Source organism: Mesorhizobium sp. B2-3-4 (assembly GCF_006442315.1).
GTDB lineage: Bacteria > Pseudomonadota > Alphaproteobacteria > Rhizobiales > Rhizobiaceae > Mesorhizobium.
In genome coordinates this window covers 1-15,310 of the sequence record NZ_VFVY01000021.1, presented here as the reverse complement: position 1 = coordinate 15,310, position 15,310 = coordinate 1, and the positions used below count along the sequence as shown (strand labels likewise).

At 65.2% G+C, this 15,310-nt stretch carries 13 protein-coding genes; 11 read left to right on the top strand and 2 right to left on the bottom strand.

All coding sequences use genetic code 11. From position 1 onward, the window contains the following. Window positions 1-17: 17 nt before the first annotated feature. A complete protein-coding gene (locus FJ967_RS26225; protein ID WP_246675391.1) occupies window positions 18-1,055 on the bottom strand; it encodes an ABC transporter ATP-binding protein in 1,038 nt (345 codons plus the stop codon). Between the two features lie 414 nt (window positions 1,056-1,469). Here FJ967_RS26225 and FJ967_RS26215 point away from each other — a divergent pair, with 414 nt between their 5' ends. Genes FJ967_RS26215 through FJ967_RS26200 form a run of 4 tightly spaced genes read left to right on the top strand, consistent with a single transcriptional unit; the run spans window position 1,470 to window position 6,391 of the window. After that, window positions 1,470-2,408 carry a GntR family transcriptional regulator gene (locus FJ967_RS26215; protein WP_140735220.1) on the top strand — a complete coding sequence of 313 codons (939 nt, stop codon included), beginning with the start codon at window positions 1,470-1,472 and terminating at the stop codon, window positions 2,406-2,408. A 10-nt stretch (window positions 2,409-2,418) separates the two neighbouring features. Further along, a complete protein-coding gene (locus tag FJ967_RS26210) occupies window positions 2,419-3,702 on the top strand; it encodes a glycosyltransferase (protein ID WP_140735219.1) in 1,284 nt (427 codons plus the stop codon). Window positions 3,703-3,707: 5 nt separating this feature from the next. Next, window positions 3,708-5,090, top strand: a complete 1,383-nt coding sequence (locus FJ967_RS26205; RefSeq protein ID WP_140735218.1) for a glutamine synthetase family protein — start codon at window positions 3,708-3,710, stop codon at window positions 5,088-5,090. 2 nt (window positions 5,091-5,092) lie between these two features. Continuing rightward, complete coding sequence (locus FJ967_RS26200; protein ID WP_181176147.1) at window positions 5,093-6,391, top strand: FAD-binding oxidoreductase; 1,299 nt, start codon at window positions 5,093-5,095, stop codon at window positions 6,389-6,391. A 75-nt stretch (window positions 6,392-6,466) separates the two neighbouring features. Here the strand turns inward: FJ967_RS26200 and FJ967_RS26195 are convergent, their stop codons facing one another. After that, window positions 6,467-7,237 carry an IclR family transcriptional regulator C-terminal domain-containing protein gene (locus FJ967_RS26195; RefSeq protein WP_140735217.1) on the bottom strand — a complete coding sequence of 257 codons (771 nt, stop codon included), beginning with the start codon at window positions 7,235-7,237 and terminating at the stop codon, window positions 6,467-6,469. A gap of 122 nt (window positions 7,238-7,359) precedes the next feature. Between FJ967_RS26195 and FJ967_RS26190 the strand changes: the two genes are divergently transcribed. The 7 genes from FJ967_RS26190 (at window position 7,360) to FJ967_RS26155 (ending at window position 15,195) form a co-directional block, all read left to right on the top strand. Next, window positions 7,360-8,217: a CoA transferase subunit A gene (locus FJ967_RS26190; protein WP_140735216.1), complete on the top strand. Its 858-nt coding sequence runs from the start codon at window positions 7,360-7,362 to the stop codon at window positions 8,215-8,217. Then, window positions 8,214-9,008, top strand: coding sequence for a CoA-transferase subunit beta (locus tag FJ967_RS26185; protein WP_140735215.1), 795 nt, complete (start codon window positions 8,214-8,216; stop codon window positions 9,006-9,008). The genes FJ967_RS26190 and FJ967_RS26185 overlap by 4 nt, the downstream gene beginning before the upstream one ends. A 1-nt stretch (window position 9,009) precedes the next feature. Beyond that, window positions 9,010-10,215, top strand: a complete 1,206-nt coding sequence (pcaF, locus tag FJ967_RS26180) for a 3-oxoadipyl-CoA thiolase (RefSeq protein WP_140735214.1) — start codon at window positions 9,010-9,012, stop codon at window positions 10,213-10,215. Between the two features lie 212 nt (window positions 10,216-10,427). After that, entirely contained in the window at window positions 10,428-11,459 is a 1,032-nt protein-coding gene (locus FJ967_RS26175) for a BMP family protein (protein WP_140735213.1), read from the top strand. Between the two features lie 228 nt (window positions 11,460-11,687). Beyond that, window positions 11,688-13,199 carry an ABC transporter ATP-binding protein gene (locus FJ967_RS26165; RefSeq protein WP_140735212.1) on the top strand — a complete coding sequence of 504 codons (1,512 nt, stop codon included), beginning with the start codon at window positions 11,688-11,690 and terminating at the stop codon, window positions 13,197-13,199. Beyond that, window positions 13,199-14,254 (top strand): ABC transporter permease, encoded by a 1,056-nt coding sequence (locus FJ967_RS26160; RefSeq protein ID WP_140735211.1) that lies wholly within the window; start codon window positions 13,199-13,201, stop codon window positions 14,252-14,254. The genes FJ967_RS26165 and FJ967_RS26160 overlap by 1 nt, the downstream gene beginning before the upstream one ends. After that, window positions 14,251-15,195, top strand: coding sequence for an ABC transporter permease (locus FJ967_RS26155; RefSeq protein ID WP_140735210.1), 945 nt, complete (start codon window positions 14,251-14,253; stop codon window positions 15,193-15,195). Before FJ967_RS26160 ends, FJ967_RS26155 begins: the two co-directional genes overlap by 4 nt. Window positions 15,196-15,310: the final 115 nt, after the last annotated feature.

The window sequence follows — 15,310 nt, the reverse complement described above, 5'->3', positions numbered from 1 at the left end:
CAGGGCTTCTCCTCCAATCATTCCTTGAAAATTCTGACGTCGGCGGCGTCCCAGCCGAGTTCGACCTGGTCGCCGGACGAGACCGGCCGGCGGTCGGCGGCATCCGCGGTGACGCGCACCAGGAATGGCTTCGGCGACAGCGGCGTGCGGATATGCAGTTGCAGGTCGAGGCCCTGATAGGCCAGCGCTTGAACCGTTCCGGTGGTGCGGTTGGCGGTCTCCGCCGATGGGAACAGCCTGATGCGCTCGGGCCGCACCGAGGCGACAGCTGCGGCACCTGGGGACAGCGCTGACGGAACCTTGCCGGCGATGCGCGTGCCGTTCGTCGCCGCCACGCCATCGGCGGATACCTTGCCGGGCACAAAATTCATCACGCCGATGAAGTCGGCGACGAAACGGTCGGCGGGATGCTCGTAGATCGCGTGCGGCGTTTCGCACTGCAAGAGCCTGCCGTCTTTCAGCACCGCCATTCGGTCGGCCATGACGAGGGATTCTTCCTGGTCATGGGTGACGATAACGAAGGTGATGCCGACCTCGTGCTGCAGCCGCTTCAGTTCGAGCTGCATGGCGCCGCGCAGTTTCTTGTCGAGCGCGCCGAGAGGCTCGTCGAGCAGCAGCAGGCGGGGGCGCTTGACCAGCGCACGGGCGAGCGCGACGCGCTGCTTCTGGCCGCCCGACAGTTGCTCCGGCTTGCGGTCGGCGAAGGGCACGAGTTCGGTCGTCGCCAGGATGGCGTCGACGCGCGACCTGATTTCAGCCGCGGGCAGACGCTCCATCTCCAGACCGTAGGAGACGTTGGCGCGCACGCTCATATGCGGGAACAGCGCGTAGGACTGGAACATCAGATTGACCGGCCGCTTGTTTGGGGGCGTCCTGGCGATGTCCTTGCCGTCGAGCAGGATGCGTCCGTCGGTCGGCGTCTCGAAGCCGGCAAGCATGCGCAAGAGCGTGGTCTTGCCGCAGCCGGAAGGTCCGAGCAGGGCGAAGAATTCGTTTTCCCTGATGTCGAGCGAGATGCCGTCGACGGCAGTGACGCGGCCGAAATTCTTCGACACGCCATCGATGGCAAGCAGCGTGCGCGGTTCTTGAACGAGGCCATGGCGTCGGGCGCCATATAGCCGTCCCAGTTGGAGATGACGAGGTCGGCGGCGTAGGCCGGCGCCGACAGCACCATGGCAAGGCCGAGAGCGAGCGAAGATATTCTGGGCGCACGGCGCCGCAGGCTGTTAGCGGTCATGGCAGTCTCCCATTCCGGTTGATCGTCGAATTCATTGGCGGACCCCGCGCGACAGTGGCCGCAGCGTCGGTCCTGTTCCCTCGGTCTTTTTATTGCCGATTGCATTGACAGTACTATTGCAGAAAAAAGTACGTCAATCCATAAATTGCCAACCGGCTGCGGAATCTGGCCGATTGCGTCCCTTAGGGCGATCGGTCAAACCATGCCGGCAATTTCGACCACGAGACCACATATGCAAGCCGCAGCCCGACGACCTCGCACCAACCATCTCGACCTGGCGCAGCGCATCCTCGACGTGGCGCGGCAACGCGGCTTCGCGCCCGGTGCGCGCCTGCCCGAGCAGCAAATCGCCTCGCTGTGCAATGTGTCGCGCACGCCGGTAAGGGCGGCGCTCAGCCTGCTGGCGGAGCAAGGCGTCGTGCGCTGGGAGGCCGAGACCGGTTATGTCATGGCCGTCGACCTCGCCGCGCAGCCGGCAATATCGGCCGAACTGCCCGCAGCCGAGGAGAATGAGCTTGCCGAGATGATCCTGCGCGACCGGTCGGCGCGGCGCCTGGACCAGACAGTGACCGTCGCCGGATTGATGCGGCGGTACAATGCCGAGCGCAAGACGGTACTAAAATCGCTGAACAGACTAACTGAAGAAAATTTGCTCGATCGCGCACCTGGCCAGTCCTGGCTGTTCCGGCGCGCGCCCGACGATCCCGAAGCGCAGGGCGAAAGCTACGAGTTCCGGCTGTTGCTGGAGCCGGCGGCGATCCTGGCGCCGGGCTTCCGGCTGGACGGTGCGCGGGCCGCCGCGCTGCGACAGGGCATGGAGGCGCTGTCGGCGCTGCCCGATGCCGCCTTCGACACGCGCGAGTTCCAGCGGCTCGACATCGATTTCCACGGCATGATCGCCGAGGGCAGCGCGAACCGCTTCGTCGCCGATGCGCTGGCGGATCATCTGCGGCTGCGCCGCCTGCCGGGGATCTATGCCGGGGTCAATGTATACAGGCTCAAGCAATCGCTGCTGGAACATCTGAACATACTCGACCATCTCGAAAGCCGGCAGTATGAGGTTGCTGCCGACTTGCTGCGCATCCATCTGCGGCTGTCGCGCAGCCAGCGGCCGCAAGCGGCCAGCCGTGGCGCTCCCGCGCTGTTCGGCATGATCAGCCGGCCGGAATGAAGAGGATTAATTGACGCGCCGAGCGAGCCCGACCATCGCGCTGTTTCCCGAAGCCAGTTTCGGGGCGGCGTTGAATTGCGTCGGCATCGCGCAGGCTTTGCGCGCCCGGGGCGCCAGGCCGGTCTTCATCTGCCATGCCGGCTTTTCCGGCGTCTTTGCCGAATATGGCTTCCAAGAATACCAGCTGCCGACCGACGAGCCGCTGAGCGACAGCGAGCGCCAGAGCTATTGGCAGGCCTTCGTTCGGCGGCATCTGCCGCATTTCCGGCTGAGCCCGATCGACCAGCTCGAAACCTATGTCGCGCCGACCTGGGAGGCGATCGTCGACACGGCGGTCAATGCCGAGGCGCCGCTGCGGCAGTTGCTGGCGCGGCTGAAGCCCGATGCCGTGGTGCTCGACAATGTCGTCATGTTTCCGGCGATATCGGCCGCCGGCTGCCCGTGGGTGCGCGTCGTCTCCTGCGCCGAGACCGAGCTGCCGGATGCCGCGGTACCGCCCTATCTCTCCGGCATGGGCGCTGACGATCCGCAACGGGCAGCGTTCGAGGTGCGCTATCTCTCAGCTTCGGCGCCGGCGCATGACCGCTTCAACCGGTTCCGCGCCGATTGCGGCCTGGCGCCGCTGCCCAAGGGCCAGTTCCTCGAAGCCTCGCCCGACCTCAATCTGCTCCTGACGCCGTCGATCGTGAAGCGCGAGCGCGCCGCGCCGCTCGATCCCGGTCGCTTTGTCTATCTCGAAGGCTGTGTGCGCTCGGAAGGGCCGTTCGAGGTGCCGGTGTTCCCGCGCAATGGCGGGCCGCTCGTCTATGTCAGTTTCGGCAGTCTTGGCGCCATGGATGTCGGCCTGATCGAGCGAATGCTTGCCGTGTTCGACAGGCTGCCGGCGCGCTTCATCGTCAATGTCGGCGGGCTGCGGGATGCCTACCGCGCGGTGCCGGACAACGTCTATCTCGATGCCTGGTTTCCGCAGCCCTCAGTGGTGGCGAAGTCCGACCTGTTCATCCACCATGGCGGCAACAACAGTTATTGCGAGGCGCTGCGGTTCGGCGTGCCGTCGCTGATCATGCCCTATTGCTGGGACGGGCACGACAATGCGCGCCGCGCCGAAGAGACCGGCACCGGCGATCATATCGGCCGTGACGGCTGGACCGAAGGAGTACTGGAGAGAGCCATTGTCGGCCTGCTGGCCGATGACGCCATGCGCGCCCGCCTCAAGGACAATGCAGCCCAGATGGCGCTGAAACCGGGAACGGACGTGGCCGCGCAAGCCATACTCTCTCTGATACGGACTTGAACGAAATGCCTGACAAAAACACGAATACCGCGACTTCCATCAACGGCAACGACCCGAAGGCCTGGCTGGCGCGGCACGGCATCAACGAGGTCGAATGCCTGGTGCCAGACATGAACGGCGTGTTGCGCGGCAAGGCGCTGCCGACCGCGAAATTCCTCAAGGCGCTGGAAGACCGCGCGCTTTATCTGCCGAGCAGCGCCTTCCTGGTCAGCATCGACGGCCGCTATTCCGGCTCCATCGACGAGGGTTTTGCCTATTCCGACCCCGACACTCGCATGGTGCCCGATGTCTCGACGCTCTGCCTGGCGCCGGGCGGCGGTGCGGGCAGGGCGTATGTTTTCGCCGATGCCTTCCACATGGACGGCAGGCCTTGGATGGCCTCGCCGCGCCATGTGCTGCGCGCCGTGCTCGACCTCTACCGCCGGCGCGGCTGGCGCGCGGTGGTGGCGCCGGAGCTCGAATTCTATCTGACCGCGCACAATCCCGATCCGGACAAGCCGCTGACCGCGCCGGTCGGCGCAAACGGCCGTGCGGAAGGTGTCCAGCATCCCTACGATATGGCCGCGCTCGAGGAGTTCGAGCCGGTGATCCGGCGCATCTATGATTATGCCGCCGCCGCCAAACTGCCGCTCGACACGCTGATCCATGAATCGGGACCGGGGCAGCTCGAAATCAACCTCCTGCATGGCGATGCCTTGCCGCTCGCCGACCAGGTGCTGCTGTTCAAGCGCTTTACGCGCCAGGCCGCGCAGCAATGCGGCATGCATGCGACCTTCATGGCCAAGCCGATCGCGGCCCAGGCCGGCAGCTCGATGCATCTGCACATGTCCATCGTCGACGAGGCCGGCAACGCGCTGTTTGCCAGCGCCGACGATGCCGACACCGAGATGTTCGGCCATTTCATCGGCGGCTTGCAGAAATACGTGCCGGAGATCATGCCGCTGTTCGCCCCGAACGTGAATTCCTACCGCCGCATCCGGCCGAACCACAGCGCCCCGGCCAACATCGAATGGTCGCACGATAACCGCTCCTGCGGCCTGCGCGTGCCGGCCGGCGGGCGCATGGCGCGGCGGGTGGAGAACCGGCTTCCCGGTGCGGATTCCAATCCCTATCTGGCGATCGCCGGGTCGCTGCTTGCCGGCTATCTCGGTGTCGAGCAGAAGCTTTCGCGCTCCGCCGAGGCGTCGGGCAATGCCTACAAGATCAGGAGCACGCTGCCGAAAACCATGGAGGAGGCGCTGGACCGTTTCGAGGCGTGTGCCCCGGTACGAGAGCTGTTGGGCGAGGACTTCTTCCAGACCTATCTGCGCGTCAAGAGCGTCGAACTCGACCTGTTCCAGAGCGTGGTGACGAGCTGGGAACGCGATCACCTCTTGCTGAAGGTGTAATCATGGCATCTTCAACGGGTTTCAATTCCGGTCTCGATATCGGCAAATCCTACTATGTCGCCACCGCCAATCCGGCGCCGGACCATCCGGCGCTCGCCGGCGATGTCGACGCCGATCTGGTGGTGGTCGGTGGCGGCTGCACCGGCCTGTCGGCCGCTCTTCACGCCGCCGAGCGCGGTCTGAAGGTGGTGCTGCTCGAAGGCGGCAAGATCGGCTGGGGCGCGTCGGGCCGCAATGGCGGCCAGATGATTCCAGGCCTGCGCAAGGGCGCCAAGGGCCTGGTCAAGCTCTATGGGCCCGAGCGTGCCAAGGTGCTGTTCGACCTTGCCTTCGAGGCACGCGGCCTGGTGCTCGACATTATCGAGCGCCACGCCATCGATTGCGATGTGAGGCTCACCGGCCATCTGGTCGGCGCGGTCAATGGCTCCGACCTCAGGGATCTCGAGGAAGAGGCCAAATGCCTCGAGAGCGTGATGAAATTCCGCGAGGTCGAGATTCTGTCGGCGGCGGATGCGCGGGCCAAGGTCGACACGCCCTATCACGGTGCCATGTATGAGCCGCTCGGCGGCCACATGCATCCCTTGAACTACACGCTCGGCCTTTCCCGCGCGGCGGTCGCCGCCGGTGTCGTCATCCACGAGAACTCGGTGGCGGTGAAGCTGGAGCGCGAGCCGTCGATCCGGGTTTCGACGGCCAAGGGTTCGGTGCGGGCCAGGCACGTCGTGCTGGCGGGCGACGCGCTGCTGCATGGGCTGGAGCCACGCGTCAACAGCCGCATCATGCCGGTCGGCAACTACATCGTCGCCACCGAGCCGCTGGAGGGGGCGCGCAATGTCATCCCGGCCAATGTCGCGGTGTCCGACACGCGCTTCGTCGTCAACTACTACCGCATGTCGGCGGATGGACGCCTGCTGTTCGGCGGCGGCGAACGTTACACGCCGACGCCGCCGGCCGACATCGCCGGCTTCGTGCGGCCGCATATGGAAGGCACGTTCCCGCAGCTCAAGGGCTGCCGCATCGACCACGCCTGGGGCGGGCTGGTGTCGGTGACGACGTCGCGGCTGCCGCATGTCGGGCACTATGGCGAGGTCTATTTCGCGCATGGCTATTCCGGCAAGGGCGTCATCCTGTCGACGCTGTCGGGCAAGCTCTTGGCCGAGGCGATCACCGGCGACGCCTCGCGGCTCGACCTGTTCTCGACGCTGACGCCGCTGCCGTTCCCCGGCGGCACGGCGCTGCGGGCTCCGCTCTATGTGCTGGGCATGCTGTGGTACGCGATGCGGGATCGCATCAAGCATTGAAGGGGGTACGAACGCACGCAATTCTTGTGACGTCGGCGGGACAGGCCCGCTGACGTCGAAAACGATAGGCTCCCCTCAAACCACGAATAAATCCTCGATCCGCTGCTTCGCTTCAAGCAGCGCCGGCAGAATTTGCCGCTCCATCTCCATCACCGTAAATCGCGCCGACTGGGTCGAGACGTTGATGGCCGCGACCGTGCTTCCCGAGCGGTCATGGATCGGCACGGCGATGGAGCGCAGCCCGAGCTCCAGCTCTTCGTCGACGATGGCGAAGCCGTCCGTTTTCGCTTTGGCGATGGCGCCGGCCAGCAATCTGGGGTCGGTGATCGTCTTTGCGGTCCGTTTCTCGATCGTCGCCTGGCTTAAAAACGTGTCGAGCTCGGGAGGCGTCAGGCCGGCGAGCAACATGCGCCCCATCGAGGTGCAATAGGCCGGCAACCTCGTGCCGACATCGAGCGACACGCTGAGGATGCGGCGGCCGGGAATACGGGCGACGTAGACGACATCCTGGCCCGACAGGATCGCGGCCGAACAGGCTTCGTTCAGCTGCGCCGCGACGGCGCGCATGATCGGGGCGGTGAAGCTCCATAGCGAGGTTCCGCCGAGCCAGGTTCGGGCGACGGTCAGGAGGCGCGTCGACAGCGAAAACACACGGCCTTCCTGCGTCGCATAGCCGGTGGCCGTGAGCGTCAGCAGGAAGCGGCGGGCGCCAGCGCGGGTCAGGCCGGCTTTCTCGGCCATCTCGGTCAGGGTCAACCCCTGGGGGTGCCGGGCGAGGATTTCCATGACGGCAAGGCCACGTTCCAGCGAACCGACATGGTCGCGCGACACAGCTTCCTCGTCCATTTCGCCTCCGCGCCATGCTGTCTCGGCCTGGATTGACTTGGAGTCAGATCATGGCTTAGAAAGTATCACATATAAAACAAAAGTTCGCAATACGAACTTTTTTTGGACCTGGAGCCGATGCGATGGTCAAGTTCCTGCCGCTCAAACAGGCGGTTGCGGAGAACCTGAACGATGGCGATAGCGTCGCCTTCGAAGGCTTCACGCATCTGATCCCGACCGCTGCCGCCCACGAGGCGATCCGTCAGGGCTTCCGCGACCTGACCCTGATCCGCATGACGCCGGACCTGATCTACGACCAGATGATCGGCATGGGCATGGCGAAGAAGATCGTCTTTTCCTATGTCGGCAACCCAGGCGTCGGCCTGTTGCGGCGCGCCCGCGATGCCATCGAGAATGGTTTTCCCCGGCCGATCGAGGTCGAAGAACACAGCCATGCCGGCATGGCCAATGCCTATGAGGCGGGCGCGGCGGGCCTGCCCTGCGCGGTGTTTCGTGGCTATCGCGGCGCGGGGCTGGCCGAGGTCAATCCGAACATCCGATCAGTCACCTGTCCGTTCACCGGCGAGGTGCTGGCGGCGGTGCCTTCGATTCGGCCCGATGTCAGTTTCATCCATGCGCAGAAGGCCGACAGGAAAGGCAATGTTCTGGTCGAAGGCATCATCGGCATCCAGAAGGAGGCCGTGCTGGCGGCCAGGCGCGCCATGGTGACGGTCGAGGAGGTGGTCGACACGTTCGACGACTTGCACCCGAACCTGACCGTGCTGCCGCGCTGGACGATCGCGGCGATTTCCGTCGTGCCCGGCGGTTCGCACCCGTCCTATGCGCATGGCTATTATGCCAGGGACAATGCCGCCTATCTCGAATGGGACGAGATCGCCGCCAACCGAGAAAAATTCCAGGCCTGGATGCAGGCGAACGTCATCGAGAAGAGCGCCGACGATTTCGCGGCCCGAGTCGAGCATCTGAGGAAGGCGGCATGAGCGAGCTCGGTTTTACCCCAAACGAGATGATGACGATCGCCGCCAGCCGCGCCCTGACGAACGACGATGTCTGCTTCGTCGGCATTGGCGCCCCGTCCGCCGCCTGCAACGTGGCGCGGCTGACGCATGCGCCCGACATCACGCTGATCTACGAGAGCGGCACGATCGGCACCGCTCCGCAAGTGCTGCCGCTGTCGATCGGCGACGGCGAACTGTGCGAAACGGCGGTGACCACCGTCTCGGTGCCGGAAATGTTCCGCTACTGGCTGCAGGGCGGTCGCATCTCGATCGGCTTACTGGGTGCTGCCCAGCTAGACAAGTTCGGCAACATCAACACGACGGTCATCGGCGACTATCATCACCCGAAGACCAGGCTGCCGGGCGGCGGCGGCGCGCCCGAGATCGCGACCTCGTCGAAGCAAGTCTACATCACCATGGCGCAGTCGAAGCGCGGCATGGTTGAGAAGATCGATTTCTTCACCTCCTTTGGACATGGCGAAGGTGGCGATCATCGCAAGCGGCTTGGCATCGATACCGCCGGTCCGACCTTGCTGATCACCGATCTCGCGATCTGGAAGCCGGACCCCGTGACCAAGGAATTCACGGTCGTCTCGCTGCATCCCGGCGTCACCTGTCAGCAGGTGCAGGACAGCTGTGGCTGGGTGGTTAAGTTCGCGCAGGCGCTTGACGAAACGCCGGCGCCAAGCGAACTCGAACTCCAGACATTGCGCGACCTTCAGGCCCGCACCAAGGCGGCGCATGAAGGGACCGGAAAAGGGAAAGCCGACTGACATGGCCGAGGCCTATATCTGCGACTATATCCGCACGCCGATCGGCCGTTTCGGCGGTTCCTTGTCTTCCGTGCGCGCCGACGATCTGGCCGCCATTCCGCTCAGGGCGCTGGCCGAGCGCAATACCGGCGTCGACTGGCAGGCGGTCGACGACGTCGTCTATGGCTGCGCCAATCAGGCGGGCGAGGACAACCGCAACGTGGCGCGCATGGCGCTGCTGTTGGCCGACCTGCCCAAGGAGATACCGGGCTCGACCGTCAACCGGCTGTGCGGCTCGGGCATGGATGCGCTGACCATCGCGGCACGCGCTATCAAATCAGGCGAGGCTGAATTGATGATCGCCGGCGGCGTCGAATCGATGAGCCGGGCGCCCTTCGTCATGCCCAAGGCCGACACGGCGTTTTCGCGCAATGCCGAGATTTACGACACCACCATCGGCTGGCGCTTCGTCAATCCGTTGATGAAGAAGCAGTATGGCGTCGAATCCATGCCGGAGACCGGCGAGAACGTGGCCGAGGATTTTGCCGTGTCGCGCGCCGACCAGGATGCGTTTGCGGTGCGCAGCCAGGACAAGGCGGTCGCGGCGCAGGCCAACGGCCGGCTGGCTAAGGAAATCACTGAAGTGACGATCCCGCAGCGCAAGGGCGATCCGGTCGTCGTCTCGAAGGACGAGCATCCCCGCGCCGGAACGACGGTCGAGGCGCTGGGCAAGTTGCCGACGCCGTTCCGCCAGGGCGGCACGGTGACCGCGGGCAACGCATCGGGCGTCAATGATGGCGCGGCAGCCCTGATCGTCGCTTCGGAAGCGGCGGTGAAGAAATACGGCCTGACGCCGATCGCCCGCATTCTCGGCGGGGCCGCCGCCGGCGTGGCGCCGCGTATCATGGGCATCGGCCCGGCCCCGGCGACGCGGAAGCTGTGCGCGCGGCTTGGCCTGACGCCGCAACAGTTCGACGTCATCGAGCTCAACGAGGCGTTCGCCTCGCAAGGCATCGCCGTGCTGCGCCAGCTCGGCATCGCCGAGGATGCACCGCACGTCAACCCGAATGGCGGCGCCATCGCGCTCGGCCATCCTCTGGGCATGTCGGGCGCCCGCATCTCCGGCACGGCGGCGCTGGAACTGCGCGAGCGCGGCGGCCGCTATGCGCTCGCCACGATGTGCATCGGCGTCGGCCAGGGCATCGCCATCGCGCTTGAGCGGGCTTGAGCAGAGCAATCGCGACATAACGGCGATCGTGCTGCCAAACTTGTGGCGGAAACTGCAAATTGCCGAGGTTGGCGCGGCGCCAATCTGAAGCGATTGGCCGTACTCTCAAATTTGACCATGTGGACAAAAGTCCGCACCCGTTCCATAGTTCCCCGTCTTGAAATTTTCACGAACGGCCGGCTCGACACGGCTGTCGAACAGAGGGGAATGCAATGGAAAACCGGAAGAAACCAGTCCAGATAAAACGCGATGGGCTGTCGCGGCGCAACGTCCTGGAGCTTGGCGCGCTGGGTCTCGCTGCGGCGATGCTGCCGGGTGCGGCCTTCGCCAAGGACAAGAAGCTGAAGGTGGCGGCGATCTTCGCCACGCCGATCGAGGAACCCTGGGACAACCAGGTCCATGTCGCGCTGCTGAAGGCGCAAAAGGAATTGGGCATCGATTACAAATGGTCGGAGAAGGTGCAGACCGCCGATTTCGGCCGCGTCATGCGTGAATACGCGCAGGGCGGCTATCAACTGGTGCTGGGCGATGCCTTCGCGGCCGAACGCGAGTCGCGCCGCACCGCCAAGCAGTTCCCGAAGACCGCCTTCTTGTTTGGCTCGGGCGCCGGCCCGGCGGAACCCAATTTCGGCGTCTTCGACAACTGGATCCACGAGCCCGCCTACCTCTCAGGCATCATCGCCGGCAAAATGTCGAAGTCGGGCACGGTGGGCGCCGTCGCGGCGATGGGCATTCCGGAAGTGAACCGGCTGGTCAACGCCTTCTTCGCCGGCGCCAAGGAGGTCAATCCGAACATCAAGAAGAAGGTCTCTTTCATCGGCTCCTTCTTCGATCCGCCCAAGGCCAAGGAAGCGGCGGTCGCCCAGATCGACGCCGGTGTCGACGTCATCTATGCCGAGCGTTTCGGTGTCATCGAAGCGGCGGTGGACAAGAAGATCCTCGCCATCTCCAACATGTCCGACCAGTCGAGCCTCGGCCCCGATACGGTCATCACCGGGCCGGTCTGGGACATGTATCCGACGGTCGAGCAGGCGATCAAACTGGTCAAGGCCGGCGTCTTCACCGCGCAGGACTATGGCGACTTCTCGCGCATGGCCAAAGGCGGTTCGTCGCTCGCGCCCTACCACAAGTTCGACAAGACGCTGCCGGCCGACGTCAAGGACCTGGTCGAGAAGAAGAAGGCGGAGATTCTCGAAGGCAATTTCCGGGTGGATGTCGACGAGAACACGCCGGTTTCGGATTGAGACCTGGTTGAGGGAGGCGTGAAGCCCCCCTCTCTATCCTACCGGACGTTCGTCATTCGGAAAGCCAAGCAATTGGCTTTCCGGGTAGCGTCTTCTTAACAGCGCTGGAGATTGGCGAAGGCCGATGTGCCATCAATCTCCCCCCTTGAGGGGGAGATGGCCGGCAGGCCAGAGAGGGGGCCTCGCGCTACCCTCCGCGACTAGCCGGATCGCAATTCAGGAGCACCCTTGTCCGCCCCACTCATCGAAATGCGCGGCGTCACCAAGAGCTTCGGCGCCGTCAAAGCGAACGAGGCTGTCGAGCTCATTGTCGCGCCCGGCGAAATCCTCGGCCTGCTGGGCGAGAACGGCGCCGGCAAGACGACGCTGATGAACATATTGTTCGGCGCCTACGCGCCGGATGCCGGCGAGATCCTGATCCAGGGCCAGCCGGCGAGAATCACCAGCTCCGCCGATGCGCTGGCTGCCGGAATCGGCATGGTGCACCAGCATTTTCATCTGGCGCCACGGCTCACCGTGCTGGAGAACCTGCTGATCGGCATTCCGGGCAGATCGGGGCGGATCGACCGTGCAGGCGGGCTGGCGCGGCTGGCCGAAATCAGCCGCCAATACGGGCTGACGCTCGATCCCGACCTGCCGGTTTCGGCGCTGTCGGTCGGCGAGCAGCAACGGCTGGAAATCGTCAAGGCGCTGTTTCGCGGCGCCAAACTGCTGATCCTCGACGAGCCGACCGCGGTGCTGGCGCCGAGCGAGGTCGACGGACTGTTTTCGGCGCTGCGCTCGATGGCGGCGCAGGGGCTCGGCATCATCTTCATCTCGCACAAGCTCAACGAGGTGCGGGCACTCACCCATCGCTGCACGGTGCTGCGGCATGGCCGCGTCGCCGGCCGTGTCGACGACCCCGCCAACACGACATCGGCCGCCATGGCCGAGCTGATGTGCGGTCACGAGATCGTGCCGCCGGCGCGCGGACCCTCGACGCCAGGGGCCGAGGTGCTGAAGCTCGACGGCATCTCGACCTCGAAGCATTCCGGCACGGCGCTGCGCGACGTGTCGCTTGTCGTGCGCGCCGGCGAAATCCTTGGCATCGCCGGTGTCTCCGGCAACGGTCAGCGGGCGCTGGCCGAGGTGATCTCCGGTGTGCGGGCGCCGAATGCCGGGCGGATGGCGATCGCCGGCCATGATGTCGCGCGATTCTCGCCGCGCGAGGTGCAGGCGCTCGGTCTCGGCCGCATCCCGGAAGACCGCATGACGACCGGACTGGTGACCAATCTGCCGCTCGCCGATTCCATGGTGCTGCCGCGCATCGGCACGGCTGCCTTCTCCGCCAAGGGGCTGCTCAAGCCGGACGCGATCCGCGCCTTCGCCGAGGAACAGATCAAGGCGTACGACATCAGATGTCCCGGTCCCATGGTTCGCGCCGGGGCGCTGTCGGGCGGCAATCTGCAGAAAGCGCTTTTGGCGCGCGAGCTGGCCTTCGATCCCAAGGTCCTGATCGTCTCGCAGCCGACGCGCGGCCTCGACATCGGGGCGGCCCGCTTCATCCATGAAAAGTTCCTTGCCATGCGCGCCAAGGGCTGCGGCATCATCGTCATCGGCGAGGACCTCGAAGAGCTGCTGGTGCTCTGCGATCGCATCGCGGTGATGTATGAGGGCCGCATCGCCGGCACGCTTGCGAGCGCCGATGCGACCGTCGCGCGGCTCGGACTGCTGATGACCGGCGCGGAGGGCCACGGCTGATGTTTCGCCTGGAAGCCCGTAGCTCCACACCGGCCTGGTTCAACCTCGCTTTGCCGCTGCTCGCCATCGTGGCCACGCTCGTCTTGTGCAGCGGGCTGATCGCGCTGGCCGGAGCCGGCGTGCTCGAATCCTATGGCGTGATGTTCACCGCGTCACTCGGCGACAGCTATGCCATCACCGAAACGCTGGTGCGCGCCGCGCCGATGATCTTCACCGGGCTGGCGGTGGCCGTCGCCTTCCGGGCAAAATTCTGGAACATCGGCGCCGAGGGGCAATTGCTGGCCGGCGCGGTGGCAAGCTGCTTCGTCGGCGCCATCCCGATGCCGGGGCCGCTCGCCATGCTCTTGATGGCGCTGGCCGGTGCGGCCGCCGGGGCCGCTGTGGCGCTTGTCCCCGCGACGCTGCGGGTCAGATTCAAGGTCGACGACGTCGTCAGTTCGCTGCTGCTCAATTCGGTCATCTATTATGCGCTGATGGCGCTGATCGAAGGGCCGTGGAAGGATTCCTTCAGCGGCTATCCGATTTCGCCGCCGATCGAGGATTCGGCCAATTTCCCGGTGCTGATCGAAGGCACGCGGCTGCATCTCGGCGTCGTCGTGGCGCTGGTCGCGGCGCCCTTGATCTGGTTCCTGATCGTGCGCACCACGCTCGGCTTCAGGATCCGCGTCACCGGCGAGAATCCGGAAGCGGCTCGCTATGGCGGAATCCATGTCGAGCGCGTGCTGCTCTCGACCGCGTTGCTGTCGGGTGCTCTGGCGGGACTGGCCGGTGTCGGCGAGGTGGGCGGCGTGCACTTCCAGGTGATGAGCGACATCTCGCCGGGCTATGGCTATTCCGGCATCGTGGTCGCGATGCTGGCGCGGCTCAATCCTTTGGGCGTGGTTCCGGCGGCGATCTTCCTGGCTGCCGTGATGACCGGGGCCGAGGCGATGTCGCGGGCGACAGGCGTGCCGGCCTTCCTCAGCGATGTCATCCAGGGCACGGCATTGCTTGCCATGCTGGTGGCGCTGCTGTTCACCGCCTATCGCATCCGCCGCGTCGGAGCAGTCTCATGAGCGCGGTGTTCGAGCAGATTTTCCAGGTCGGCTTTCTCGCGGCTATCATCCGCATCGCCACGCCGCTCGCCTTCGCGACGCTCGGCGAAATGTTCTCCGAGCGGGCCGGCGTGCTCAATCTCGGCATAGAGGGCATCATGCTGCTCTGCGCCATGACCGGGTTCACTGCCGCCAGCCTGAGCGGCAGCCTGTGGCTCGGCGTGCTCGCCGCGGTGCTGACCGGCATGCTGATGAGTGCGCTGCATGCGCTGTTCACGGTCGCGCTCGGTTTGAGCCAGCATGTCTGCGGCATCGGCGTCACCCTGTTCTCGTCGGGCCTCGCCTATTTCCTCTACCGGCTGATCTTCGGCCAGCAATCGGTGCCGCCAAGCATCAAGGGTTTCGAGACGCTGCCGATCCCGGTTCTCTCCGATATTCCAGTGCTCGGGCCTGCCGTGTTCAACCAGTTCGCGCTGGTCTACATGGCGATCCTGGCCATCCCGCTCGCCGCCTTCGTGCTCTACCGCACGCCATGGGGCCTGTCGGTGCGCATGGTCGGCGAAAATCCGCGCGCGGCGGATTCCGCCGGCGTCAGCGTGGTTGGAACGCGCTTCCAGGCGGTGATCCTCGGCGGCGCGCTGATGGGGCTCGCCGGCGCCTTCCTGTCGATGGCGCAGTTCAACGCCTTCACCTTCGGCGTGGTCTCGGGGCGCGGCTGGGTAGCGATCGCGCTCGTCGTGTTCGGCCGCTGGGATCCGTGGCGTTCGGCGGGTGCGGCGCTTCTCTTCGCCTTCGTCGACGCCTTGCAACTGCGCATGCAGGCGAGCGGTTTGGGACATATCCCCTACGAGGCGTTCCTGATGCTGCCCTTCATCTTCACCATCGTCGCCATGGCTTTCATGTCGCGCAACGCGGTGGCGCCGTCGGCTCTCTTGAAGCCGTTTCGGAGGGAAGAGCGGTAGGAACCACTTCCTTGGGAGAATAGAGCTGCCAGGCGCCGGCGCCGCCCCTTGTATCTGCACGGAGGAGAGTTTGTGCGATGTAAGCGACTGAGCCTCGGACCGGATGGCCATCCGG